This is a genomic window from Salicola sp. AFF1, from assembly GCF_056783195.1.
Window position 1 is genome coordinate 24,094 of record NZ_JBXAYL010000023.1, and the last position, 24,944, is coordinate 49,037.

At 62.4% G+C, this 24,944-nt stretch carries 27 protein-coding genes; 10 read left to right on the forward strand and 17 right to left on the reverse strand.

Going from position 1 to position 24,944, the window contains the following annotated elements:
* Positions 1 to 81 precede the first annotated feature (81 nt).
* On the forward strand, positions 82 to 837 hold the full coding sequence (gene phoU, locus AC1RQI_RS13610) for a phosphate signaling complex protein PhoU (RefSeq protein ID WP_481905207.1): 756 nt from the start codon (positions 82 to 84) through the stop codon (positions 835 to 837).
* Between the two features lie 16 nt (positions 838 to 853).
* On the opposite strand, the gene AC1RQI_RS13615 is transcribed toward phoU, so the two are convergent.
* From AC1RQI_RS13615 to mnmH, 5 genes are all read right to left on the reverse strand, one after another.
* Positions 854 to 1,207 carry a histidine triad nucleotide-binding protein gene (locus AC1RQI_RS13615; RefSeq protein WP_416632791.1) on the reverse strand — a complete coding sequence of 118 codons (354 nt, stop codon included), beginning with the start codon at positions 1,205 to 1,207 and terminating at the stop codon, positions 854 to 856.
* 18 nt (positions 1,208 to 1,225) lie between these two features.
* A complete protein-coding gene (locus AC1RQI_RS13620; protein WP_481905208.1) occupies positions 1,226 to 2,506 on the reverse strand; it encodes an FAD-dependent oxidoreductase in 1,281 nt (426 codons plus the stop codon).
* 41 nt (positions 2,507 to 2,547) lie between these two features.
* Positions 2,548 to 3,066, reverse strand: coding sequence for an aminoacyl-tRNA deacylase (locus AC1RQI_RS13625; protein WP_481905209.1), 519 nt, complete (start codon positions 3,064 to 3,066; stop codon positions 2,548 to 2,550).
* Positions 3,067 to 3,178: 112 nt separating this feature from the next.
* The gene (locus tag AC1RQI_RS13630; RefSeq protein WP_481905210.1) at positions 3,179 to 4,015 is read right to left on the reverse strand and encodes a mechanosensitive ion channel family protein; all 837 of its coding nucleotides are present in this window, start codon (positions 4,013 to 4,015) and stop codon (positions 3,179 to 3,181) included.
* Complete coding sequence (mnmH, locus tag AC1RQI_RS13635) at positions 4,016 to 5,155, reverse strand: tRNA 2-selenouridine(34) synthase MnmH (RefSeq protein ID WP_481905211.1); 1,140 nt, start codon at positions 5,153 to 5,155, stop codon at positions 4,016 to 4,018. It abuts the gene before it with no gap.
* Positions 5,156 to 5,246: 91 nt separating this feature from the next.
* Between mnmH and AC1RQI_RS13640 the strand changes: the two genes are divergently transcribed.
* Positions 5,247 to 5,918: a class I SAM-dependent methyltransferase gene (locus AC1RQI_RS13640; RefSeq protein WP_481905212.1), complete on the forward strand. Its 672-nt coding sequence runs from the start codon at positions 5,247 to 5,249 to the stop codon at positions 5,916 to 5,918.
* A gap of 532 nt (positions 5,919 to 6,450) precedes the next feature.
* Positions 6,451 to 7,326, forward strand: coding sequence for a response regulator (locus AC1RQI_RS13645; protein WP_416632785.1), 876 nt, complete (start codon positions 6,451 to 6,453; stop codon positions 7,324 to 7,326).
* Here the strand turns inward: AC1RQI_RS13645 and phoR are convergent.
* The 5 genes from phoR to AC1RQI_RS13670 are packed head-to-tail and all read right to left on the reverse strand — an operon-like array spanning position 7,304 to position 11,424.
* Positions 7,304 to 8,611 carry a phosphate regulon sensor histidine kinase PhoR gene (phoR, locus tag AC1RQI_RS13650; RefSeq protein ID WP_416632784.1) on the reverse strand — a complete coding sequence of 436 codons (1,308 nt, stop codon included), beginning with the start codon at positions 8,609 to 8,611 and terminating at the stop codon, positions 7,304 to 7,306. The genes AC1RQI_RS13645 and phoR overlap by 23 nt on opposite strands.
* Before the next feature lie 15 nt (positions 8,612 to 8,626).
* The gene (phoB, locus tag AC1RQI_RS13655; RefSeq protein WP_416632783.1) at positions 8,627 to 9,319 is read right to left on the reverse strand and encodes a phosphate regulon transcriptional regulator PhoB; all 693 of its coding nucleotides are present in this window, start codon (positions 9,317 to 9,319) and stop codon (positions 8,627 to 8,629) included.
* Between the two features lie 58 nt (positions 9,320 to 9,377).
* Entirely contained in the window at positions 9,378 to 10,274 is an 897-nt protein-coding gene (gene ubiA, locus AC1RQI_RS13660) for a 4-hydroxybenzoate octaprenyltransferase (protein ID WP_481905213.1), read from the reverse strand.
* A 27-nt stretch (positions 10,275 to 10,301) separates the two neighbouring features.
* Complete coding sequence (locus AC1RQI_RS13665; RefSeq protein WP_481905214.1) at positions 10,302 to 10,862, reverse strand: chorismate--pyruvate lyase family protein; 561 nt, start codon at positions 10,860 to 10,862, stop codon at positions 10,302 to 10,304.
* 4 nt (positions 10,863 to 10,866) lie between these two features.
* Positions 10,867 to 11,424, reverse strand: a complete 558-nt coding sequence (locus AC1RQI_RS13670) for a hypoxanthine-guanine phosphoribosyltransferase (RefSeq protein WP_416632780.1) — start codon at positions 11,422 to 11,424, stop codon at positions 10,867 to 10,869.
* 157 nt (positions 11,425 to 11,581) lie between these two features.
* On the opposite strand from AC1RQI_RS13670, the gene AC1RQI_RS13675 reads away from it, so the two are divergent.
* From AC1RQI_RS13675 to AC1RQI_RS13695, 5 genes are all read left to right on the forward strand, one after another.
* On the forward strand, positions 11,582 to 11,749 hold the full coding sequence (locus AC1RQI_RS13675; RefSeq protein ID WP_416632779.1) for a rubredoxin: 168 nt from the start codon (positions 11,582 to 11,584) through the stop codon (positions 11,747 to 11,749).
* Positions 11,750 to 11,758: 9 nt separating this feature from the next.
* Positions 11,759 to 12,922, forward strand: a complete 1,164-nt coding sequence (locus AC1RQI_RS13680; RefSeq protein WP_481905215.1) for an NAD(P)/FAD-dependent oxidoreductase — start codon at positions 11,759 to 11,761, stop codon at positions 12,920 to 12,922.
* A gap of 17 nt (positions 12,923 to 12,939) precedes the next feature.
* Entirely contained in the window at positions 12,940 to 13,797 is an 858-nt protein-coding gene (locus AC1RQI_RS13685; protein ID WP_416632777.1) for an acyl-CoA thioesterase, read from the forward strand.
* 154 nt (positions 13,798 to 13,951) lie between these two features.
* The gene (locus AC1RQI_RS13690) at positions 13,952 to 15,529 is read left to right on the forward strand and encodes an inorganic phosphate transporter (RefSeq protein WP_481905216.1); all 1,578 of its coding nucleotides are present in this window, start codon (positions 13,952 to 13,954) and stop codon (positions 15,527 to 15,529) included.
* Between the two features lie 63 nt (positions 15,530 to 15,592).
* Positions 15,593 to 15,859: a hypothetical protein gene (locus AC1RQI_RS13695; protein WP_416632775.1), complete on the forward strand. Its 267-nt coding sequence runs from the start codon at positions 15,593 to 15,595 to the stop codon at positions 15,857 to 15,859.
* Here AC1RQI_RS13695 and panP read toward each other — a convergent pair.
* Positions 15,853 to 17,523 carry a pyridoxal-dependent aspartate 1-decarboxylase PanP gene (panP, locus tag AC1RQI_RS13700; RefSeq protein WP_481905217.1) on the reverse strand — a complete coding sequence of 557 codons (1,671 nt, stop codon included), beginning with the start codon at positions 17,521 to 17,523 and terminating at the stop codon, positions 15,853 to 15,855. The two genes, AC1RQI_RS13695 and panP, sit on opposite strands and share 7 nt — an antisense overlap.
* Positions 17,524 to 17,743: 220 nt before the next feature.
* On the opposite strand from panP, the gene AC1RQI_RS13705 reads away from it, so the two are divergent.
* On the forward strand, positions 17,744 to 19,969 hold the full coding sequence (locus AC1RQI_RS13705) for a hypothetical protein (protein ID WP_481905218.1): 2,226 nt from the start codon (positions 17,744 to 17,746) through the stop codon (positions 19,967 to 19,969).
* A gap of 120 nt (positions 19,970 to 20,089) precedes the next feature.
* A complete protein-coding gene (locus AC1RQI_RS13710) occupies positions 20,090 to 20,395 on the forward strand; it encodes a hypothetical protein (protein WP_481905219.1) in 306 nt (101 codons plus the stop codon).
* Between the two features lie 56 nt (positions 20,396 to 20,451).
* Here AC1RQI_RS13710 and AC1RQI_RS13715 read toward each other — a convergent pair whose 3' ends face one another.
* The 6 genes from AC1RQI_RS13715 to AC1RQI_RS13740 form a co-directional block, all read right to left on the reverse strand.
* Positions 20,452 to 20,757, reverse strand: a complete 306-nt coding sequence (locus AC1RQI_RS13715) for a putative quinol monooxygenase (RefSeq protein WP_481905220.1) — start codon at positions 20,755 to 20,757, stop codon at positions 20,452 to 20,454.
* Positions 20,758 to 20,761: 4 nt separating this feature from the next.
* A complete protein-coding gene (locus AC1RQI_RS13720; RefSeq protein ID WP_481905221.1) occupies positions 20,762 to 21,505 on the reverse strand; it encodes an SDR family NAD(P)-dependent oxidoreductase in 744 nt (247 codons plus the stop codon).
* 70 nt (positions 21,506 to 21,575) lie between these two features.
* Positions 21,576 to 22,148 carry a Crp/Fnr family transcriptional regulator gene (locus AC1RQI_RS13725; RefSeq protein WP_481905222.1) on the reverse strand — a complete coding sequence of 191 codons (573 nt, stop codon included), beginning with the start codon at positions 22,146 to 22,148 and terminating at the stop codon, positions 21,576 to 21,578.
* Positions 22,149 to 22,257: 109 nt separating this feature from the next.
* Positions 22,258 to 22,638 (reverse strand): cupredoxin domain-containing protein, encoded by a 381-nt coding sequence (locus tag AC1RQI_RS13730; protein ID WP_481905223.1) that lies wholly within the window; start codon positions 22,636 to 22,638, stop codon positions 22,258 to 22,260.
* Positions 22,639 to 22,726: 88 nt separating this feature from the next.
* A complete protein-coding gene (locus AC1RQI_RS13735; RefSeq protein WP_481905224.1) occupies positions 22,727 to 23,734 on the reverse strand; it encodes a hypothetical protein in 1,008 nt (335 codons plus the stop codon).
* Between the two features lie 224 nt (positions 23,735 to 23,958).
* Complete coding sequence (locus tag AC1RQI_RS13740; RefSeq protein WP_416632769.1) at positions 23,959 to 24,363, reverse strand: VOC family protein; 405 nt, start codon at positions 24,361 to 24,363, stop codon at positions 23,959 to 23,961.
* Positions 24,364 to 24,944: the final 581 nt, after the last annotated feature.

Sequence of the window (24,944 nt, forward strand, 5' to 3'; positions counted from 1 at the left end):
CCGGCTGAGCGCTGATATCATGGCAATAGGAAGAATATGTCTTATCCTTTATAGGGGTGGCGAATTGTCAGAGGCACAACAATGATCAATGAGCGAGAGAACTATTCACGCCATATCTCCCAGCGGTTCAATGAGGAGCTGAGCGAGCTTAAGAACCAGTTGCTGGAAATGGGTGGTTTGGTCGAGAAGCAGATCGGCGAGGCCGTTGAGGCGCTGGTCACCAATGATGCGGACAAGGCCCAGGCGGTGCGCGATCGCGACCGCGATGTGGACGATATGGAGCGCCGCCTGGATGAGGAAGCCATCCAGGTGATCGCGTTGCGCCAGCCCGCAGCCAGCGACCTGCGTCTGGTGATGTCGGTGGTGAAGATGGTGGCCGACCTCGAGCGCATTGGGGACGAGGCCAAGAAGATCGCGCGTCTGGCCATGGACATGGCGGATGAGATGGACGACAGCATGGGGCAGCGGCGTTTTGTGGAGGTCCGCAACATCAGTGGCCATGTCCGCTCCATGGTTCGGGATGCTCTGGATGCGTTCGCCCGCTTCGATGCCGGGAGTGCATTGGGTGTGATGCGGGAAGACGAATCCGTGGATGAGGAGTACAAGAGTTCCGCCCGGGCGCTGGTTACCCACATGATGGAGGACCCGCGCGGTATCGGGCGTTGCCTGAACCAGATGTGGACGCTCCGGGCCCTGGAGCGGGTCGGCGACCACGCGGATAACCTGTCCGAGCAGGTCATCTACCTGGTCCGGGGCATGGACGTGCGCCACCGCCCGCTCTCCGAGACGGAACGCGAGCTTGACGTCCACGGCAGCGACTCCGGGAGCGGGGGGTGATCACGCCCCCGTGGCTTTAGCCGTTCGGGAACGGCGGCCAGCCCATCGCCTTGCCGCCAAGCAGGTGCAGGTGGATGTGAAACACGGATTGGCCGCCGTGTTCATTGCAGTTCATTACCGTCCGGAACCCGTCCTCGGCGATTCCTTCCTCCTTCGCAATCCGCGCGGCGACCGTGTACAGGTGGCCGACCGTCTGTTCGTCCTCTTCCGAGAGGTCGTTGACGGTGGGTATCGCCTTTTTCGGGATGATCAGGATATGCACCGGCGCCTGTGGGCTGATGTCCCGGAAGGCCAGGCACTGGTCGTCTTCGTGCACGATGTCCGCTGGGATTTCGCGGTTGATGATGCGGCTGAAGATGGTTTCGGACATGGGTACCTCGCTTGTTTGTCAGGCCAGTCGTTTCAGCAGTGATTCAATGGGCGCGGGCAGGTGTTCGTCAATCCCCATGGCGTAGCGCGTTACCCGCTCGCGCGCGAACGGTACCCGGCCGGCAAGGCCGAGTCCCAGGTTGCGGGCCAGATGCAGCGGTGGCGCCGTGTTGCTGAACAGGTGATAGAACAGGTCCATGGCGTCCATCATCAGTCGGTTGCGGGGCCGGCGTTCCGCCTCGTAGCCGGCGAGTTTCGCGGCCTCGCCGGGGTCGGCCTGTGGCAGCGCCGGGCCCAGGGCCCGCGCCAGGGCGGCGGCGTCGTGAAAGCCGAGATTCACGCCCTGGCCCGCCAGTGGGTTGATGGTGTGGGCTGCATCGCCCACCAGCGCCACACGGTTCCGGGTGTACTGGTGGGCGTGTTCCCGGGCGATGGGGAAGCGCCCCCGGGCCGGCGCGGCTTTCGGGTCGGGCAGCTCCAGTGGGAAGGTTTGCCGGATCCGGGCCAGCAGTTGTGCCTCGTCCATCCCCATCAGTTCATCCAGGGTTTCCGGCTGGTCATACCATACCAGCGATCCCCAGCCACTGTTCTCCGCTTCAGGAAGGGGCAGGTAGGCTTTCGGGCCCTGGGGGGTGAACATCTGCCAGGTGATGGTCTGGACGGGCAGGGCATGGCGGATGTTGATCACCATGGCCTGCTGGCGGTACTGGCTGCGGCTGGTACCAATGCCGGCCAGGCGCCGCGTTACGGAGTTGGCGCCATCCGCGCCCACGACCAGCGCCGCATCAAGCGTATCCCCGCCGTCCAGCGTCAGGGTGACTCCGTCATCGTTTTGCTCCAGGGCTTGCACTGTGGCAGGAGACAGGCGCGTTATGCGCTTTTCCTGGCTCATGCGTTGCCACAGGGCCCAGCGGGTTACGCGGTTCTCAACGATGTGGCCCAGGTGGTCGCGCCCCAGGTCGCCGGCATTGAATTCCGTCCGGGCATGGTTTGCCAGAAGGCGGCCACCGGGGATGCTGGCCAGGGGCCCGGCGGGGGCCTCCCACACCGTCAGTCGTTCGAATGGCGCCATGCGCATTGCTTCCATGGCTGGCCAAGCACCCAGCTCGCGCAGCCAGGCTTCGCTGCCCGCGCTCAGGGCGGAGACGCGCAGGTCGGGCGCGCTGTCGGGAACGGGGGCCTCGGGGGCACTGGGCTCGACCACGGCGACTCGCCAGCCCCTGACCGCGCAGGCCAGTGCCAGGGCGGCGCCGACCATGCCGGCGCCGATCACGGCGATGTCGTGCTCGCGTTCACTCATGGTCGCAGTCTACGCCAGAGTGACGAGCGAAGACAGGGGGACTAACCGGCCTTGCGAGGGCCTCCGCTGAGCCAGCCGGGGCGTTGCGTGCCCGGGCGGATGAAGCCCCGGCTGATGACCACCGGCTGGGCCACATCCAGGTAGTCCCGGGTGCGGATCTGCATGGCCTCGGTATGGCTGCCCGCGGCGAAGGTGATTTCCGGCTGTTCGGCCAGGGTTTCGCTGCAGTAGGTGGCCATACCGAAGAGATTACCGAAAGGCGGCATCGCGCCGACCTCACAATCCGGGAACCGGTCCGTGAAATCCTCTTCGTCCGCCAGGGCCACGAAGTCCGTATCAAGAACCTCCATGATCCGGTCCCAGCGGATCCGGAAGCTGGCTGGCATCACCAGCATGGCCATACGGCCGTCGAGCTCAATGATGACGGTCTTCGCCACCTGATCATTGGGCACGTTGCAGTGATGGGCAAGGGAGCGGGCGGTAAAGCCGGGGGGATGGCTCAGGCACTGGTAGCCTGCGCCATGGGCGTTCAGGTGTTCAATCAGGGTCTTTACGGGCATGGCAACACCTCGACTGGCAAAGGGCTGAGACCCATGGATCCGGGGATCCATACCGTCACATTAGCCCAGCCCTGCCAGTGGGTGTGCCGCAAAACGGTTACATTTTGTACCTTTAGCCGGCGCTCTGATGGTGATGCAGGTCGCGTTGCGGGTAGGGAATGGTGATGCCACCGTCGTCGAAGGCATCCTTGATCCGCTCAAGCATGTGCCAGTAGCAGAACCAGAGGTCATCGCCATGGGCCCAGAAACGGACCTTGAGGTTGACCGAGCTGTCGCCCAGCTCACCCACAACGATCATGGGTTCCGGGTCCTGGAGAATCCGCTCGTCCGTGGCCAGGGTTTTCTGGATGATGTCGCGGGCCTTCTGGATGTCATCGCCATAGTGGATGCCAATGCTCATATCCAGGCGCCGGTGTTTGTAGGCGCTGTAGTTGGTGAGGCTGGCGTTGGAGAGGGACGCATTGGGAATCACCACCTGGCGGTTGTCGAAGGTGTCCAGAACGGTGTACAGAATCTGGATTTCCTTCACCGTGCCCAGAAAGCCCTGAGCCTCAATGATGTGGCCCACCTTGAACGGCTTGAAGATCAGGATGAGGACACCGCCAGCGAAGTTCGCAAGGCTGCCCTGAAGGGCCAGGCCCACCGCCAGGCCCGCGGCACCAAGGACCGCGATGAAGGAGGTCGTGGCGATTCCGACCATGGTGGCGACGGAAATCAGCAGCACGATCTTCAGGATAACGGACGTCAGTCCGGACACGAAGCGGCCCAGGGTTGGATCCTTCGCGGTCAGCTTCTTGTCGATGGACGCCACAAACCGGTTGATCAGCCATAGCCCAATAACCAGTGTGACCAGGGCCAGGAAAACCTGTGGCAGGTAGTTCATGGCCATGCCCGCGGCCATGGAGGTGAGCTGGGAAAGCTGTTCTGCGTCCGGGATCATGGCTTCCATTCAGGCGCTCCTTTTGGCTGCTTGTTCGGTGAGGTATTGAGGCGACGTTTCCAGGGACCACTCAACCAGTTCCTGAAAACCGCCCTGTTTCAGGACACGGCCATCGCGCTGGCTGAGCTGGTAGTCGTACATGGGGTCGTAATAGTCCGTCAGCAGGGTCCGGATCCAGTCACGATGCCGGTCCAGCTCCCCGGTCTGCCACTGTTGCGTCAGGGCTTCCTGCATCACGGTTTCGAGCTGCTGGTGTCGCAGCCCGCCCAGGCGCTTACGGATACGGGCCAGGGCATCGAGCAGGAAACCACGGAAGGCCTCAAAGCCGGATTCTGCCCCGTCGCGGGCCATGAAGGCCTGGCTCATGTCGATGACATAGTCCTCAAGGATGTTCTCAACCCGCGTCTCCTGGCTCTGCTCCAGCACGATCCGGGGCGATTCGCCGAGTCGCCTCTGGAGGGGGCGGGGCAGGACCCGCCGGCCGATCAGGCGCCCTTCGTCTTCAACATGGATGGGGCCGCCCCGGGCATGGGCCTGGTACAGCCTCGCAGCCACCGCGTTCTCGAAGGTGGCCTGGGTGGGCTGGGGCGTTAGCGTGCGCCCGAAGCTGGAGCCGCGGTGCGCGGCCAGTCCTTCCAGGTCCACCGGGTTGGGGAGCTGGTGGAGCAGTCGCGTCTTGCCGGTGCCGGTGCGGCCGGCGACCACCAGCAGCGGCAGCTCCGGGATCCGCCGTTCGATCAGCTCATCCAGCACAAAGCGCCGCAGCGACTTGTAACCGCCCTCGACCCGGGGAATCGTGACTCCGGCCTCCTGCAGCCATTGCTGCACAATCCGTGAGCGCAATCCGCCCCGGGAGCAGTACAGCCGGGCCTGGGGATGATGGTTCACGAAATCCACCCATTGGGCAACGCGCGCCTCACGCACATCACCGCTGACCAGCTGGTGGCCGAGCTCAATGGCCGCGCTCTGGCCGGCCTCCTTATAGCGGATGCCCACCTGTTCGCGTTCAGCGTCGTTCATCAGGGGCAGGTTGTGTGCATCGGGCAGGGTGCTTTCCGCGCACTCCACGGGCGCGCGCACGTCCAGCAGGGGGCGGCCCTCGCGCAGAAGCCCGGCATAGTCATCGGTAAGCGGCAGGTCGGAAGCCACGGTTCTGATCCCGTTATTGCAGTGAATGCACAGTCTAACCCAGCTGCCCGCGCTTTACGCTACCCGGCGGGCCGGCTAGTATGGCGCCGCCATGACACAGGATCATCTTGACACCCTTCTGCGGCGCAGCCTGCCGCGTGCTCGCACCTGCTGGAGCCGGCCCGCCGGCTGTCCCCGTATTGAGCTCTGCCTGTTCGACCCCGCCTGCCTGGAGGGCCCACTCAGTCACGAGGAGGCCCAGTCAGTGGTGGCCGAGCCGGCCTACTGGTCCTTCTGCTGGGCCAGCGGGCAGGTGATGGCGCAGTGGCTTCTGGATAACCCGGAGCGGGTTGCCGGGCGGCGTGTCCTGGATTTCGGGGCCGGTTGCGGAATTGTCGCGATTGCGGCGGCGATGGCGGGAGCGCGTGAGGTCATCGCGGCGGACATTGATCCGGACGCGCTGGCGGCCACAACGCTCAACGCCCAGCACAACGGGGTGACGGTGACCGTGGTTGAGGACTGGCGTGAGGCGGCCCGGGCGGAGGTCCTGTTGGCGGCGGATGTGCTCTATGATCCGGAAAACCGGCCCATGCTCCGGGATTTCCAGTTCGGGGCGGACGCGGTGCTGATGGCCGACTCGCGCCTGCGCCATCTGGGTAATGAGGATTACCGGCTGATCACGACCGTCGAAGGGCGCACCTGGCCGGATCTTAACGAGTTCGAGGAGTTCAATCGGGTACGGCTCTATTGGGCCCCTGGGATTGCAGCGGCTGGTGAGGCATAAAAAAAGGGATGACCGGTAGGCCATCCCTCATAGCTGGCGAAACGCTCTCCGGGGGAAAGCGGTGGGCGTCCTGCCCGGTTACCACCGCCCTGTGGTGATCCTCGGCCTTCCCTGGCCCGCTGGCGTCCGAGCCCGCTTTGTTGTTCGACATCCCTTAAGCATTACATCCTTTTATTCCCTGCTTCCCTTGAGATCCTCTGAAGAAACCATCCGTGTGGTGTCCTTTCCCTGTCGTCCGCTGACAGGAGAAACAATAGCAAGCCAAAAGCAGATGGTGCGCCGGTCAATACCGCTGGAATGACGTTTCTTGACATTGCCTGCAATTAATGCCGTTTTGAATCAGGTTTCTAGGCGTTATTGGGGGCGCTTCTAGGTTGTCGCCGACGTAACAGAACAACAATCTCCTACACTGGTGTAGGAAATCTCTTACACGCGCTATGGCCAAATGCTGACGCAAGAGGACAGCGGGCAGTACCGGCCATTCGGGTCTATAGTGAAGGCATTCCTGAAAACCGATGTCGGAATACCTGTGATGAGTAGACTCAAGGCTCTGGTGGTGGATGATGCCAGCTTCGTCAGGGACCTGGTGAGGCGGACCATGCGCTCCCAGTTCCCGTCCATTGAACTCCATGAAGCAGCGGATGGCCGCAAGGCGCAGACGCTGATGGGGCGTGAACGGTTTGATTTGATCCTGTGTGATTGGGAAATGCCCGAAGTCTCCGGGCTGGAACTGCTGCAGTGGGCACGGGGACACAACCAGTACAGTGGCACCCCCTTTGTGATGGTGACCAGCCGGGGGGACAAGGAGCATGTCGTGGAGGCCATCCGCGAAGGCGTCACCGACTATCTCGGCAAGCCTTTCAGTCCGGAATCCCTGGGCAAGAAGGTCAGGAAGGTGCTCGGCAACCAGCTTGGTGAGCCGGATCCCAGCTCGGGAGGGTCAACGGATGCGTTCCGCCAGTCCGCCGACCTGTTGACCGGAGGCGGGAAGGCGCAGAAAACGCCGAAAGACGCACCGGCTCAGGCCAGTGAGACCCCGGCCGAACCAGCCCAGGCCACGGAAGCCGCGTCCGGAAAGGCGGTGGCGAAACCCCGGGGTAAGGAGCCCACCATGGTGGACCTGCGCTTCTCGGAGGCGGCCTTGAGGGGCGTGCTAAGGGCGGTGACCCTGAATGAGGTGCGGGTGAGCGCCAAAAGCGGTGACCAGTTGCCGGGCATTCTGGAGCAGGCGGTGGTGGATATGGATCTGGGCGAGAAGATGGCGCGCCTGAACGGCTACGTCTACCAGCTGCAGGCCCAGGAAAAGAACCCGGACACCAAGTTCGTCCAGATCGTGGTGCGGTTTGTGGATGACGATCCCCAGAAACTGGCGGATCTGAGCCACTTCATTGCCCGTTTTCAGGGATGATGCGGCTGGCAGGCAGGTGGCACCGGAAGGTGCTGCCGCGTCCCGGGGTGCTGTCGATGGTCAGGTAGCCATCATGGTTGTAGAGGATGTGCTTGACGATCGCCAGGCCCAGCCCGGTGCCCCCGGTTTCCTTGCTGCGGCTGGGGTCGGCGCGGTAGAAGCGTTCCGTGAGCCGGGGGATGTGCTCCGGATCAATGCCTGGCCCGTCGTCCGTAACGCTGAGGGTGATGGTTTCGTCATTGGTGCTGTAATCCACGTAAATGTGGCCGCCGCCCGGGGTGTATTTCACGGCATTGAAGATGATGTTCGAAAAGGCGCTGCGCAGTTGTTCCGCATCGCCGTGGATGCTGCGGTTGTCACTGATGCGCAGCTCGATCTCGTGCCCCTGGTCGCCACTCAGGGCCATGGCGTCCTTCTGGATCTGGCGCAGCAGGTCCGCCGGCACGCATTCCATGTCACTGGTGTTGTGCGCACTGGTTTCCAGCCGTGACAGCAGGAGAAGATCCGTGATCAACGCCTCCATGCGGCTGGCCTGGTGGCGCATGGCCTCCATCGGGCGCTGCCAGCCCGTGGGCATGCGGTCGCTCTGTTCCGCCAGGGTTTCCAGGTACCCGTTGAGCACCGTCAGCGGCGTGCGCATTTCATGGGAGACGTTGCTGACAAAATCCCGCCGCATTTTTTCGAGCTGGTAGAGGCGGGTCACATCCTTGATGGTGATGAGCCGGTCGTCCTCGCCGAAAAGGTTGATTTCAATCTGGAGCCGGGTGCGTGGGCGCGCAGGGGACTCGATTTCCAGGGGCTCCGCGTACGCCTTGGCCTCGAAATAGTTCCGGAACTCCGGGGTGCGGATCAGGTTGTGGATGTATTCCCCCTGGTCGCGCGTGCTGTCGAAACCACAGAGGTGTTCGGCGGCCTGGTTCCACCACTCCATGGAGCCGGCCGCGTCGGTCATGACAACGCCGTCCCGCAGGGCGTTGGTGGATTCCCGGACGCGGTTGATCATGCTCTGGAGCCGGTCCCTCGCGCCCAGGTGGCGTCTCTGGAGACGGTAGATGTCGTCCATCACCTCGCCCCACAGGCCCGGCGCCTCGGGCGGCTCGGCTTCGCGGCTACTGCGCTTGAGCCACAGGTGGAGGCGGGCCAGCTGGCGCAACGTCCACCCCGTGTAGCAGGCCAGCGTCACGGCCAGCAGCAGGGCGGGCCAGCCCAGCAGCCAACCCACCACCAGGGCCGCCAGGAGCAGCAGAGTCAGTCGGCGGAGGTGCTGTTTCAGGCCTGTACTCATCGCGTCCCTGTTGAATCACTGCTGGCGCGCGGAAAAGCGGTAACCGGCACCCCGGACCGTCTGCACGAGCTTGCCGTGTTCCTCGCCCAGGACCTTGCGGAGCCGGCGTATGTGGACGTCCACGGTGCGTTCCTCCACATAGATCCCCGCGCCCCAGACCTGGTCCAGGAGCTGCTCCCGGGTATAGACCCGGTCCGGATGGGTCATGAAGAACTGGAGCAAGCGGTACTCGGTAGGGCCGATATTGACGGGCTCACCGTTGACGCTCACCCAGTGGCCGGCTGGGTCCAGATGGATGCCGCCAATCTCCACCGGTGTGTCCATGCCCGGTGGTGTCGAACGCCGGAGCACGGCCTTGAGACGGGCGACCATCTCCCGGGGAGAGAAGGGTTTGGTGATGTAGTCGTCCGCGCCTACTTCCAGGCCCTGTACCCGGTTATCCTCCTCTGTTTTCGCCGTCAGCATGATGATGGGCACTTCCGCGGTGCCTTCATCGCGCTTGAGGCGCCGGGCCAGGTCAATGCCCGAGGTTCCGGGCAGCATCCAGTCCAGGATGATCAGGTCCGGTCGCTCGTCCACGATCAGGCTGTGCGCCTGACGGGCATCCCCGGCCTCAATGTAGTGATAGCCGGCCATCTCCAGTGCCACCGCGATCATTTCGCGGATGGAGGGCTCGTCATCAACAATCAGGACGGTTTTCTCAGCCATGGAAGTCACGTCTTTCGGTTGGGTTACCACGCCATTACACCGTGCCTGTATGACAGTTTCATGACAGCGCCAGATCCAGTGCAAGCCCCAGGAACACCGCAAACCCGGCCCAGTTGTTGTTCAGGAAGGCCTGGAAGCAGCGCTGTCGGTCCCGCGTTTGGGCCAGCCACTGCTGGTAACCAAAAAGCCCGCCCATGGCAATGACGCCCAGAATGAACAACACGCCCAGCTCGGTCTGCAGTCCAACCAGCAACAGGGTCAGGAGGGCGGTTGCCTGTAGAACGCCCACCGCGGCCCGGTCCATATCCCCGAAAAGCACGGCCGTGGACTTGATGCCGACCTTCAGGTCGTCGTCACGGTCCACCATGGCGTAAAGGGTGTCGTAGGCCACGGTCCAGACCAGGTTGGCGATGTACAGCAGCCAGGCAATGCGGGTGACCTCGCCGGCCTCCGCGGCCCAGGCCATGGGAATGGCCCAGGAGAAGGCCGCCCCCAGAACCACCTGGGGCAGGTGGGTGTAGCGCTTCATGAAGGGGTACACAAACGCCAGTGCCACGCCCCCAAACGACAGCCAGAGCGTCAGCTGGTTGGTGAACAGCACCACCATCAGGAACGACACCAGGCACAGCCCCAGGAACAGGGCGAGGGCTTCGCCCGGGCGCACACGACCAGTGGCGAGGGGGCGTTCACGGGTTCGCTTTACATGGCCGTCGAAATCGCGGTCGGCGTAGTCATTGATGACACAGCCGGCGGCGCGCATGAAAAAAACGCCGAGGGTGAAAACCACCAGGTTGGTCAGGCTCGGGACGCCCTCGGCAGCCAGCCACAGGGCCCACCAGGTGGGCCAGAGCAGCAGCAGGCTGCCAATGGGCCGGTTGATCCGCATCAGTTGTATGAAATCCGGAAGGCGCTCACGCACCCGTGCCAGTGCGGGCTGAAGGCGTGTCGTCGTCATGGTTCCCTGTCCGTTGCGGCTCGTGACTTAGAGTGGCCGGAGGCTGTCCCCGTGGGTTGGGTGGCGGCGCACGGCCTGGTCCCTGAGATCGTCCCACAAAAGGGGCAGGAAGCACTCCGTGACCAGCAGGGTACATCGACCGCGCCGGAAACGCGAGCGCCGCGCCGGGTGTGGGCCGGAAGGCTGGTGCGGGGCCGTCTGGCCACAGGTGAATGCCTCCCGGTGCCAGGGTTGTTGCCCGAAAAGAGCGGACCCCAGGGGGCGGTTGCCGAGGTGACGCAGTCGCTGATTGGCGCCCTTGAGGCAGTGGAGCGGGATCACGGTGCGTGCCTGCACCCACGGCTTACCGTCGCCGAGCAGCCGGACTTCCCGTACCCAGGCCCGCTGGCGGGGCGGCAGCCCGAGTGCCATGGCTTCATCCGGTTGTGGCACCTGGTACCCCTCCCTCAGCACACGCACCCGGAAATCATTGCGTGTGAAGGCGCGCAACAGCCGCGTTAATGAGCCGCGGTGGCGGACCACACGGCGCTGGTGGCGCGGCAGCGAGTGCCAGGGGCGTTCGCGGAAGCCCCGGATGGGCTCCTCCATGGGATTACAGGCCCCGGACCGCGTAGATCCCGGGCGCGTTGCGCCAGTAGCCCTGGTAGTCCATGCCATAGCCGAACAGGTAGCGGTCCGGCGTTTCCAGGCCAATGAAATCCGCCTCGAAGGCCGGCTGGCTCTTGCGCTCGTGGTGCTTTTCCACCAGTGCCAGCGTCCAGACCTGCTCGGCGCCCTCGGTGCGGCAGGCATCGGCCAGTGCGGCCATGGTGTCGCCCTCGTCGAGGATGTCGTCCACAATCAATATGGAGTGCCCGCTCAGCCGCGTCTGCGGGTGGACCTTCCATTCCAGGTCGCCACCGGTGGTATTGCCCCGGTACCGGGAGAGCTGGGCGTAGTCCAGCTGCAGGGGGAAGGTCAGTCGCGGCAGTAGCTGCCCGGCGACCACCAGCCCGCCATTCATGATGCAGAGGATCAATGGGTCGCGGTCACCGATGGCGGTGGTGACCTCACCGGCGAGCCGGTTCAGCGCTTCATTCACCTGGGATTCTGTGTAGATGCAGTCAGACTCGTCGTAGATCTGCTGCATTGCCGCTGTGTTCCGGGACATGACGGGTCGTGCTCTCCACGGCATGGGTGGCTTTAAAAGCCGAAGTATAACGCCACGGCACCGGATTGTCCCGATTCTGACACTGTCGGGTGTAATCCGGAGGAGGTATTTGGTTAGAATGCGCTCCACGTTTTTGTCATTCGTTAAGGAGTAGGCCATGAAAAAGTGGCAGTGCATAGTCTGTGGATTCATCTACGACGAGGCGGAAGGCTGGCCTGAGGATGGCATTGAGCCGGGCACCCGCTGGGAGGATGTGCCCGAGGATTGGACCTGCCCGGACTGTGGTGTGGGCAAGGAAGACTTTGAGATGGTTGAAATCGACTGAGCCCCGCCCATGACCCAGAAACAGTCCCTGCCCATTGTCATCATCGGAACCGGTCTGTCGGGCTATACCCTGGCCCGTGAACTGCGCAAGCTGGATACGGAAACACCGTTGGTGCTGGTCACTGCCGACGATGGCCGCAGCTACTCCAAGCCCATGCTCTCCAACGGCTTCGCCAAGGGCAAGGCCGCGGACGAACTGGCGCAGGCGGATGCCGAGGCGCAGGCTCAAGCGCTTGATGCCCGCATACTGACCCGCACCCATGTTGAGTCCATTGATCCGGAGGCGGGGCGGATCCAGACGGATGCCGGCCCTGTTGATTTTGGTCGCCTGGTCCTGGCCTGGGGCGCGGACCCGATCCGGGTTCCACTGGCAGGGGATGGTCTCGAAGCGCTCCATCAGGTGAACGATCTAACGGACTACGGACGCTTCCGTGAGGCGGCAGCCAACGCTGGTCATGTGGTGATCCTGGGTGCCGGGTTGATTGGCTGTGAGTTCGCCAATGACCTGATCAATGGCGGCTATGACGTGGATGTGATCGCCCCGGATGCCCGGGTACTGCCCGGCCTGCTTCCGGAAGCCGCGTCCGGGGCTGTACGGGCCGGGCTGGAGGCGGCCGGGGTGCGGTTCCATCTGGAACGCAGCGCGGCGGCGGTGCATCGTACCCCCGAAGGGGTCAGCATCACCCTGGATGACGGCCAGGTGATTGAGGCGGATCTCGGTCTGGCCGCGGTGGGACTGAAGCCGCGCACCGAACTGGCACAGGCCGCCGGTCTGGTGTGCGGTCGTGGTATCCAGGTAAACCAGTATCTGGAGACCAGCGCCCCCAGTGTCTATGCCCTGGGCGACTGTGCCGAGGTGTGCGGGCATGTGCTGCCCTACGTCATGCCCCTGATGGCGGCGGCCCGCTCGCTGGCCAAGACGCTCACCGGCGAGCCCACGCCCGTGCACTACGCCAGCATGCCGGTTACGGTGAAAACGCCGGCGTGCCCCGTGGCGGTGTGCCCGCCGCCGGCCGATGCCCAGGGTGAGTGGCATGTAGAGGGCGAGGGTCGCAGCCTGCGGCTCCTTTTCCGCTCGAACGAGGGTGAACTGCTCGGGTTCGCGTTAACCGGCGACTGCGCCACCGAGAAGCAGTCGCTGTCAAAACAGGTGCCGGCGATCCTGCCGGCGTGAGGATGGGAGCCGGAGTGATGGAAGAGGTAACGCGCAAGCTGGTCGGGTTGCTGGACGTGGCACCGCTGGGTGATGACCATTTCAGTGGTGAAAGCGATGATCTTGGTTTTCCCAATGTTTTCGGCGGGCAGGTGCTCGGCCAGGGCCTGATGGCCACCAGCCGTACGGTTGAGGGGCGGCTGGCGCATTCCATGCATGCTTACTTCCTGCGCCCGGGCAATCCGCATCGGGGCATTGATTATGAGGTCCAGCGCGTGCGTGACGGGGGCTCGTTCACCGTCAGGCGCGTCATTGCGCGCCAGGATGAGCGCGAGATCCTGACGGCCATGGTCTCGTTCCAGGCTTCCGAGGAAGGCTTTGAACATCAGCTTGAAGCCCCTTCCGCACCGGAGCCGGAAGGCCTCACCTCCGAGCAGGCGCTGCGTGAGCAGGTGCGGCATCTGATCCCTGAAGAGCGGCGTGAGCAGATGATGAAGGAGCGGGCGATCGATATACGCCCGGTCGATCCAACGGACCCCATCAATCCGGAGCCCGGGGATCCCTACCGCCAGAGCTGGTTCCGCGCCCGCGGCCCGTTGCCGGACGACCCTGTGCTGCACCGGGCCATTCTGGCCTATGCCTCGGATTTCGGGCTGCTTGCCACGTCCATGCGTCCCCACGGAGTTGGGTTTTCCACGCCCGGGATGCAGGTTGCCAGCCTTGACCATGCCATCTGGTTCCATCGGCCCCTGCAGCTGGATGATTGGCTGCTGTATAACATGGACAGCCCCAGCGCCTCGTCAGGGCGGGGCATGAACCGCGGCACGCTATTCAACCGTGCCGGTGAGCTGGTGGCCTCCGTGGCCCAGGAAGCCCTGGTCCGCCAGCGAAGCTGACGTCTCCTTCCCGTGCCCTCAAGGCGTGCCAGCGTCACCTTGCGAGCCCTGGGGGCAGTGGAACCGCTGCTGCGGTGACAGACCTTTCATTTTTGTGACAGTGTCCATTATAGTGCGACTGCCATCATCAGTCCGACCTCACAAACGGTGACTCATGAACCAGCCAGCCGCTCCCGAGTCCGCATCGCTCGATTACCTTGCCTCCGATGCATCCGCTGCCCGCCTTTTCCGACTGGGTGTGGGCGCGCTCTTCCTGCTCCTGATCTGGGCTTTCATGCATTTCGGTGGCCTGACCGTTCCCGGATCCCCGCTGTTATTGGTCGCCGCCCTCTTTGGCGGCTATATGGCCATGAACATCGGGGCGAACGACGTGGCGAACAACGTTGGGCCCTCGGTGGGCTCCGGGGCGTTGACGATGACCGGAGCGGTCATCATCGCTGCCATCTTCGAGGCGGCGGGTGCCCTGATTGCCGGCGGTGAAGTGATCAGCACCATCAAGGGCGGCATCATCAACCCGCAGATGGTGGGGGACCCCCGCAACTTCATCTGGCTGATGACGGGCGCCGTCCTGGCGGGCGCCATGTGGCTCAACCTGGCAACAATACTGGGGGCACCGGTTTCCACCACGCACTCCATAGTGGGCGGGGTGCTCGGCGCCGGAATGGCGGCCGGTGGGCTCGCTATTGCCAATTGGGGCGTGATGGGCAGCATCGTGGCCTCCTGGGTCATTTCCCCGGTTCTGGGTGGTTTGATTTCCGCTGCCTTTCTCTATCTGATCAAAGTGAGCGTGCTCTACCAGCCGGATCGGGTGATGGCGGCCCGGAAGGTGGTGCCCTGGCTGATTGCGATCATGGCCTGGGCGTTTGTCACTTACCTGATCGTCAAGGGGCTGCCGGAGCTGTGGAAGGCCAGTTTCCTGGAGGCCAGTGGCGTGGGGCTGGTGATCGCGGCTGTTACCTTCATGGTGGTGCGGAGCCGGATTGCGAGCCAGGCCGCGACCATGTCCAACAGTGCGGAAGGGGTCAACGGCCTTTTCACCATGCCGCTGATTTTTGCAGCAGCGCTGCTGTCATTCGCTCACGGTGCCAACGATGTGGCCAATGCCATTGGCCCGGTGGCGGCCATCAATGAGGCCATTACCGCTGGCAGCATCGCCGGCGAGGCCCCCATCCCGCTGTGGGTGTTGTTGCTGGGAGCGCTCGGGCTGGCCGTGGGGCTGGCGCTGTACGGGCCAAGGTTGATCCGGACGGTGGGCAGTGAGATCACGGAACTGGACAAGACCCGGGCGTACTGCATCGCGCTGGCGGCGGCGATCACCGTGATCCTGGCGTCCCAGCTGGGGCTGCCGGTCAGCTCCACCCACATCGCGCTGGGAGCGGTGTTCGGCGTGGGCTTTCTGCGGGAATCACTCAAGACCAACTACGCCAGCCGCCTGCACAGCATCCTTGAACACCACAAGGGGGAGGACCGCGACCAGCTGCAGGCCTTCCTGGACGATTTCCGCCGTGCCTCTGTTGAGGAAATGGAGGCCATGATCCGCCAGGCGAAACAGAAGCAGACGGAAGTGCGCTTGAAGAAAAAGGAGCGCAAGCGGCTGAAAAAGATCTATCAGGAAGAGATGGTCAAGCGTCAGCTGATGCTCAAGATCGTGGCTGCCTGGGTGATTACCGTTCCGGCATCCGGGCTCCTGGCTGCCATGTTCTACTTCACGCTGCGCGGCATCTTCGTCTGATAGCATTGCTATACTGGGGTGCACTGACCCTTCAGTAATCGCCTCTTAAGGCAGGAGAGATTGATGACAACGCCGACTGAAAGCCGCCAGCAGAAAATCATTGATGAGCTCCGGGGCTTCATCCGCAAGGTTCTGAGCGAGCCGACGGTTGCCGCGCGCTGTATGGAGATCGCTCGCGAGCATCGCAACGAGCGTGACGCACGCGACCGCATTGCCTCGGAGATCAGCGCCCAGACCATCGTGCGCATTCCGGAGAATTACAGCGAGGCGGACGAGATCTTCCTGGATGTGATCAACGAAGTGCTTGAGGAGGAACAGGCGCTCTATTGAGCTGCCTGCTCATTGCCTTCCAGAACTGACGCCACGGCGGACTCCAGCGCACGGCGCTCCCCTGCAATGCGTTCTTCCCGGGCAATGTCGGCCTGTTCCTCCAGGATGTTGCCCAGGATGTCGTGGGTGGTCAGCGGGTTGGCCAGAACCACCCGGAAGACCACACAGGGGTAGTGGTTGTGCTGGGCCGGCTCCAGCTGGGTCCGCGAGACAAAGGACTTGCCGCGCTCGCGCTGGGTCTTCTGGATGAAGCGGGTGATGCGGTTGAGGCTGGCGTTGATGCGTTCCGCTGTTGCCTCGTCGGCCCAGCCTAACGCCTCCTGGGTCCGGGTTGGCGCGTAGCGGTAGGTCAGGATGTTGAGTTCGGGGTCGGTGATCAGCTCGAAATCACCGTGCTCACGGATCATGCCCGCAAAGGTACGGGCCTTGTCGATGCCCTGGTCGATCAGGATCTCGTAGCCCTCCCGCCCGATGATGCGCAGCCCGGAGTGGATCAGCATGGCCATGCCGGGGCGTGAGCCTTCCAGTGTTGTACGCCCCAGATCCTTGGAGCCCTTGCGGATGATGTACTGGGCGTGGTGTTCGATCACGCTCACCGATGCCGGGTTACGGAACAGCACCATGCCCGCGCCCTGGGGGGTATAGAGCTGCTTGTGCGCGTCGATGGTCACGGAGTCCGCCTTATCGACCCCCTTGAGCCGGTGCCGGTGCTGGCGCGAGAACAGGGTGGGGCCACCCCAGGCCGCGTCCACGTGGAAGTGGGCGCCAAACTCGCGGGCGATATCCGCCAGGGTCTCCAGAGGGTCCACATGGCCTGTCTCCGTGGTCCCAGCGATGCCGACGATTGAAAGCACCTTGGTCTTCTGTCGCTGCAGCTGCAGGCAGCGGTCGCGCAGTGCATCCGGATCAATGCGGTTGTCGGCATCCGTGGCCACCGGGATCAGGTTATCCCGGCCAATACCAAGGACGTCCGCTGCCTTGGCAAGCGAATAATGGCCGCGCTGTGAAACCAGAATGGCGGCGCCTTCATAGCCGTAGAAGCGCAGGGCCCGGAAGAGGCCTTCGCGGTGCACGCCCCGGAATCCGCCCTCGGCTGGGAAAGCCTGGTTGCGGGCCACCCACAGCGCCGTGAGGTTGGCGATGGTGCCGCCCGAGCACATGGCGCCCAGCGCGTGGTGGGGGTCGTGCATCCACTCACGGTACCAGGCCTCCTCATAGCCGTAGACCAGGTGGTGCAGCATGCCCAGAACCTGGCGCTCCAGAGGCGTGAATGCCTTGGAGGTCTCGGTCTTAACCAGGTTCTGGTTGAGCGCGATCATGATTTTTGAAAGCGGCAGCATGAAGTACGGCAGGGCCGAGGTCATGTGCCCCACGAAACTGGGCGAGGCCGTATGGACGGACTGGGAGACCAGCTTGTCCAGAAGGAACTGCGCCTGTTCCGATACAAAAATGGGCTTTTCGGGCACGCGGGGATCCTGGAAATCCTTCTCCATCTCGCCCATTTCCCGCTCCAGGGCCACGATGTGGTCCTGCAGAAAACCGGTCAGGTTCCGCGATAGATCCTGATCCAGGCGGCTGAGCGTCGAGTCCGGAGCCTCGGGTACCGTGAAGATCCGGTACATGGCTTCCAGGCTGGCTTGTGCGGTTTTACTCTGGCCGCTCATGGGTGCTTGGCTCCGGGAATGGATTGCGGGCCGCTCATTTCTGGCGCCCAACCCGGGAAGTATAAGGACTGAGCGCTCCCCAGACCAGTATCCACCATCTGTGCCGCACTTTGTGGAATTGCAAGCGCCGGATTGCGAATTGCCTGGTGCCAGCTATCTTGATGGATAGTGAACAACCAGTAATTGTGCATTCAGCACGGCGCAGAGCAGGTATCAGATCATGAGCGAGTCGAACACGACTTCCGGAAACGGTCATACCGAGCAGGCAGTGGATGAACCCACCAGCACCACGCCCAGAAACAGCCGTGGTGGCCAGGCCAAGTCCGGCTCCAAGGGCAAGGGGGGCAGCTCCCGTCGGCGGGGCGGTGGTCAGAACACCACCTCGCCGGAGCCGTTCATGTACTTCACGGAAAAGGATCTCGACCAGATCCTGACCAACCTGGATGAGCTCCGGGCGAATGTGTTCCCTAATACCATTACCGGTGCGGCGCCGGACAAGACGGGGCGCAACGATCAGGTCTTCCCCTCGGTATGCCTGATCGGGCTGGGGCGGTGCGGTTCCAATATCGCGCTGGACGTGGCGGCGCTGGTGCACAGTGCGCGTACCCATTACCTGCAGGAGCTGGATAATGAGGAACGCCGCAGCCGGGAGAAGGAAGTGGGGCCGATCCGGTGGATCCGTAACAGCCTCCATCTGCCCACGCCGCATTCCGTGAAACCGGTGTTCCTGATCGAGCCCATGGTGATGCTCGGCGACCTGGACAAGGACATTGAGGGCCGTATCCAGCTGACCCACAACAAGGAAGACGACAACTACCTGCTGGACGATTACAACAAGCTCAAGATCATGGACCTGTCCGAGGTGCATGCGGGGGGCGCCGGTAACGCGCCCATACTGGGTCAGTACCTGGCCAAGATCATCCTTAACAAGGACACTCACCAGTTCAACAATCAGGACTGGAAGTACATCCACTCTTACCTGATTGACTCCTGCGGCATCAAAGCCAACCAGTCGCGGCTCTATTTCTACATCTTCTCGGCCGGCGGCGGCACCGGCTCCGGCATGGCCTCTGAGTTCGGCCTGGCGCAGCAGTACGCCTACATGCGCAAGACCTTTGATCCCCGGCTGGAGGATAACGGTCTCCAGAACCAGGATCATGCCTTCATCTTCGAGCCCATTTTCACCAGCGGCATCTGCATCCTGCCCAATATCCAGGACAATCGCGTGGAAATGTCCGAGGCGCTGCACATCAACGCCGGGCGGCTGCTGTGCAAGTACCTCTCCGAGGAATGGGACTTCTCCTACAACTTCGACGCGGAGGAGACCAGCGACGAGAACATGATGAGCCGCATCCGGCCCTGGAACGCGATGATGCTGATCTCCAACGACATCATGCGCTACGCGGAGCAGACGGATGACGGCAACATCCAATACGTGGATGTGAACGCCATGGAGAAGTACGCCAACCAGTACATCTCCCAGCAGATCTTCAACATTCTCACGGCCCAGGCGGTGACGACCGACTACGACGAGGACTACTTCCGCCGTGCCGGCGTGGACATTGGCGAGACCATCCGGCTGGACGCCAACGACCTGTTCATGAGTCTGGCGGGCCCGGTGGCGGTGGCCTATGCCGAATCCGTGGTGCCGAGTTCGCCCCATGAGGCCGGTGATCGGCGCCGTTTTGAGGACGAGTCCAGGCTGGACATCGACGACCTCTTCTACCGGTCCATCGATCTCCCGCACTTCAACAAGGTCACCCAGGCGATTGAGGGGGTGAGCCTGCTGCCGATCGAGTCCGAGCGCTATCGCGAGCGGCTCAAACGGTTCCGGGATTCGGGCTACAACGCCGAGACCCTGAGCGATCTGCATTTTTTCCAGAACTGCTCATCGATTGTGTCCATCGTCTCGCTGCCCAAGGATTACAAACTGTCCTACGTGGACCTCAACCGGCTCAAGACGCATCTCAACGCGCTCTTTCCGAACACGACGCTCAAGCGCTACGCGCTGGTGATCGGGGCTTCCGCCAACCTGTCGCTGACCACCCTGGTGGTTAAAAGCCCGTGCCTGAGCGATGACTTCCTGACGCTGATTACCGCTTACATCAAGCGTTGCTTCGCCAACGAGCATGCCCGCTTTGACGATGCCCTGGACCGGAGCATGCTGGAGTTCATCCGGAACGAGACCTTTGATGAACAGCTGGTGGACGAGATGCTCAACGAGTTCGAGAATCCGGCCAAGATCCTCGACACCAACTGGTACGCCATCAAGCCGATGTATGAGAAGAAGTACCGGGAAATGTGCCACGATCGGAACAGCTTTGTCTCAATCAATGACATCCGCCTGAACCGTGACAACATCAAGAAGGCGATCAAGTACCTGCGCGAGATCTACAGGCACCGGATCAGCAAGACACAGATGATCTCGCTGAACGACGACCTGTGAAATCGGGGGTGCTAACGTGCTGATCAGACTGAATTAATGGTAATCAACCGGTTATTGTGCTTTTGCGTCAAACAGTGTCAAAGTTGCCGGCACATTCCAGGAGATAAAGGAAAGTGCCGTATGAAACGTGAATGGATGACGGGTCTTGCGCTGGTGGCAGCGCTGGGCATTACCGGTTGTGGGGATGACACCTCAATGGAGGAGACGGGCGAGGAAACGGCGGAGATGGCCGAGGATACCGCCGACAGTGCCGAGGAAACGACCGAGGATATGACCGGCACCCAGGAGAATGCCATTGAGAAGGCGGAGGAAGCCGCCAGCGAGATGGAGGAAGGCGCTGAGGAAACGGCCGAGCAGGCCGCCGAGGCAATGGGCGAGACTGCCGAGGAAACGGGTGACAGCATCGAAGACAGTACCGACTCATAACCGTTGACGTCGATATGTTCGGAAGGCCGGGCTTGGCCCGGCCTTTTGCGATCTTCTCAGGGCGGAGCCATCGTCGCCAACGGCGCCAGATCCTGCCTGTGCAGCACCCGCGTCCAGCCTGCCTCAAAGAATGCCCGGGTATGGGCTTGTTCCAAGTGCTGGTTAAAAGCCGCCTGATCGGCGAAGTGTTCCCAAAGGCTGAAATGGCCCCTTCGGTCGCCGTGCTCGTGGATCTCGAAAAGGAGGCACCCCGGTTCCATCCGGGTATGGCTTACCAGTTCGGCGAGCGCCTGCCGGGTTGCCGTCAGGTCCCTAACCGCTTCCAGTTCTACCTGCTTGATCACCGCTGTTGCTTGCATCATTGCCTCAGTGCGTTGTCAGTCCACCATCCACGGGCATCACGGCCCCGGTAATCCAGCCGGCTTGGGGGGAGGCCAGGAAGCATGCCGCGGCTGCTACGTCTTCTGGTTGGCCAAGCCGTCCCAGCGGGTAGAGCCGGGGTACGGCCTGCTGGAACGCATTACGGGCTGTTTCCGACAGCGCGGCCAGGTTGTGGCGGAACAGAGGGGTGTCCACTGTGCCAGGTGCTATGCCATTCACCCGTATTCCTTCAGGGCCCAGTTCAAAGGCCAGGGAATGCGTCAGGGCGTCCAGTCCGCCCTTGGTCATTGAGTAGGCGGAGGATGGGCGGTCCGCCAGCATGCGGCGGGCAAAGTAGGAGGAAATGTTGATGACGCAGCCACCGCCTTCCCGTAATGGCGTGAGCAGGTCGCGAACCAGGCGATAGGGCGCCAGCAGGTTCAGGGCCAGATGCGCCTCCAGTAGGTCATCATCCGTGGCCTCAAAGGCTGTGAACCGGGCCAGGCCGGCATTATTGACGAGAACATCCAGTCCGCCTCCAAGATCCCGGACGCATTGGGCTACCTCCTGGCAGCCCTGTTGCGTGGCCAGGTTCGCTTCAACATGGTGCGCGGCGACTGGCTCTTCGGGGCGGTGGCGTCCAACCGTGATCACGCGGGCGCCTCTTTCGGAAAAGGCCTTGCTGATGGCCAGTCCGATGCCCTGGGTTCCGCCGGTGACCAGGACGGTTTGGTCATTGAGTTCCTTCATTGCGATTGCTCCTGTGTCAGTGGAACAACCGCATACTCGGTCACTCGCTCGCCCCGCGCATTAACACAGGCTAAACACCGCGGTGTTTGATGCGGGACAGGGTGACGTTGCTCATGCCGAGATAGGATGCCAGGTGATAGTCGGGAATCCGCTCCGCCAGCTCCGGGCATTGGCGCTGGAAGTGTTGATAGCGCTGGGGGGCAGGGTAGAGCAACAACTCGTATTCCCGAAGGAACTTCTCGTCAGCGAGCCACTCTGTGAACGGCAACGCGAATCCGGCCCATAGTCCAGCGTTCTCAAGCTGGCGCTGAAACCACCCAAAGTCAGCCACCCGGAGGGCGCAGGGCTCGAGGCACAGGATGCTGAAAAGGCTGGGAGCCCGGCGGGCGCTGGGCGCCATGGGCCAGACCAGTTGCTCCTCCTGGAAGAACCCCTTGTTGAATTCCCGGCCTTCGCTGTCGCTGTAACACAGCCGCAGTATCCCCTGCTCAATGAACAGCACCTGCTGCCACCGTTGTCCGGCCAGCAGGACGGCGTCTCCTTTATCAAAGCGGCGTTGCGAAAAGGCGCCGGCGAGGTGGGTGACAAAGCCCGGCTCAGCAGCACCGCCCAGCGCGTCCGCGAGAGCCGTTTCAACCGTCACGGAATCCGCACCATTGAAAATGGGTCCCTGGCTGGGCGTGCGTAGGCCTTCGGCCGCATGTCTGGTGGATGAGGCTTGGCATGGATCCTGAACTCCGGGCTTGGTCCTGTCACTCTTGAACGGCGATTTCTCCCGTCATGCCGGCTTGCTTATGGCCGGTCACGTTACAGAAGAATGCCAGCGTCCCGCTGTCGGGAGCCGTCACCACAATGGTATCCGATTTACCCGTCTGCAGGGTCTTGGTCTTGCCCCCATTGCCCTTGATGTGCAGGTTATGGCTGAGGTTGCCCTTGTTCACGAGCTTGATCCTGACCCGGGAGCCTGGCTCGACCTGGACCGTGGAGGGTTCAAAGGTGAACTCTTTCGCTACCAACTCCACGGTTTTGAGTTCGCCCTGCTGCTGGCTGTTGGCGGAGGCCGTGCCGGCGCTCAGGGCCAGCACAACCAGCAGGAGTGTTGAAGCAGACGTAAGCATGCTCAAGCGTTTCATAAAAGACCTTCCTTAATTCATGCCCATGGGGAGACGGACCCGGGCCGAGGGCCCGGCCCCGCCCTGTTGTTGCGTGTGGGTGCCGGAATCAGAGCGTTTCCACCTGATCCTGTTCGAACATCACGTGGATGAATGGCTGTTTCTTGCCATTCGGCAGCTGGAAGGCCGAGGGAACGGGGGAGAACACCGGCCCCTTCTTGGTCCCCTTGATCGGCGGCATCATCAGGTGCGTGTGGTGCGCCTGGCCACTGATATGGCGCTCCTCGGGCGCCAGCGGCAGGTCCTTCGTGTGGACCAGCTCGTAGTCCTTGTTCCGCACAACTTCCGAGGTCATCAGGTGCATGACCCGGTGGTCGCCTACCAGCTCGCCATTGATATAGAGCTCCCCAACGCCCCACAGCGCGGCGATTGTATCCACCTTGGGCATTAACGGGCTGCCGGTGCCGGTGGTGCCGTGGTGCACGGAGTCCAGCATCACGCCCCCTTCGGTTTCATAGCCGGGGAAAGGTGGTTTCACCACGTGATCCAGGACCACCCGGTACTGATTCCCCTGGGGATCGGAAAACTCGGCAGAGAACTCAGCGGTATCCGGGGTATTACCGGGTTTGCCGGGGGGATCGGTCTTCACCATGTCGGTGAAGGTCGCCTCAAAGTGACCCTGGATAATCCGCGCCTTATCGGAAAAGGACGTGGGTTGGGCAAAGACGTAATCGCCATTGGGCTTAACCGTTCGCCCCTTCTCCGGTGCGGCCACCATGGCGGGCACTTTTTTCAGCAGGTCGGGGACCGTCTTGGGCCCCTTGGTTGCCTTGGCGGCCTGGATCTTGGATTTGAGCCCCATCCTGGGGTTCTCCGGGGTGCCGAAGGTTTCAGAATCCAGCTTGCGGGGCCCGGGGAGAACCCAATAGGTCACTTTGCCTTCCTCCTGCATGACCCGCTTTTCGGACAGTGGCTTAGAGGTGGTATCAGTGGTATCGCTGTAATGGGTGCAGCCCGCTAGAAGAATCAATCCCGTCACTGCAGCCAGCGGCTTCGTTACGGAATTGGTTTTCAGGCCCGGGTTTTCTTTGGCGTTGTGTGCAAGAAACAGGCTCATGTTTCCCCCTTCCACTTGGTTGGCGTTATGAGTGGCCGCATTGCTGCCTTTCGCAAGCTGCGGTCCGGATCTTCTCCTGCCTTAAGCAGGAACGCCCCCTGGTGACAAAGGTCACGAGCCAGTGTTACAGGCGGTTTTTCACTCACCGAAAAGCCCGGAGCAGCCAAGACCTGGAGGACTGGTTTCACCGGGTAATGGAGGGATCAAGCGGGCGTGACACGGCGTCAGGTCAAGTCCTGGTAGGGGTTGTACGCCACTTCCCAGTAATGCCCTTCCGGGTCCTGAAAGTAACCGGAGTAACCACCCCAGAAGACCTCCTGTGCTGGTTTGACCAGACGAGCGCCCGCCGCAACCGCCTGATCAAGCACTGCGTCCACGTCTGCCTTGGTGGGCACATTGTGGGCCAGGGTGATGCCCGAGAAACCACCCTGCTCGGAGCCGGCCACCCCGATGTCTTTGGTGAGCTCTTCCCGGGGGTAAAGCGCCAGCCAGGCGCCTTCCAGGCGGAAGAACGAGATACCGCCATCTTCAAAGTCCTGCCTCGGCAGACCGAGGCCTTCTTCATAAAAACGGGTGGCCCGTTCCAGGTCTTCCACGCCAAGCGTGATAATGCTGATTTTCGGTTTCATGATTTCCTTCCTTGTGTCTTTGTAACGGGGTTGGGCTGCCACAGCGGAGCTGCCGCGAGCCCGCCGTCGGTTCAGGCGGCCTCGTCAGGCCTGTAAGGCTCCGTATCTCCGGCAAACCGGGGCCAAGCGAGGGGGAATGCCAGCGGGCAGTCATGTCGTCATTCCATGTTTGTGCGCCATTGCAGTAGAGCAACGCCAGAACAAGCCTACAATCTAGGTGGTCTTCCATTCCAAGTGCAAGGTTCAGTCAATCACTCTGGCAGGCGAGATACCCTGAGAAGGGACGTTCGAGACGCAACTCACCCTGCCCGCCGGTGAGTGTGTTCTTGAGATCCGGATCACCGCGCTAGGCGATCACCCGGTTAACACCGGCGTGATCAACGATTGGTGCTTTCGGGTGGCCTAGCAGGCGCTACGCCAGCTCTGCCAGTTGGGCACCAAGCGGTAACACAATAGCAAACAGAGTGAGCCTGCCTGCCAATTGAAGGGCTTTCTGCTGGACATTACTAATCCGAAATAAAGTAGCCGAACATTAGTCGGAGATATAAGCCAGTTCGGGGTGCTGAAAAAATGACTTCAGA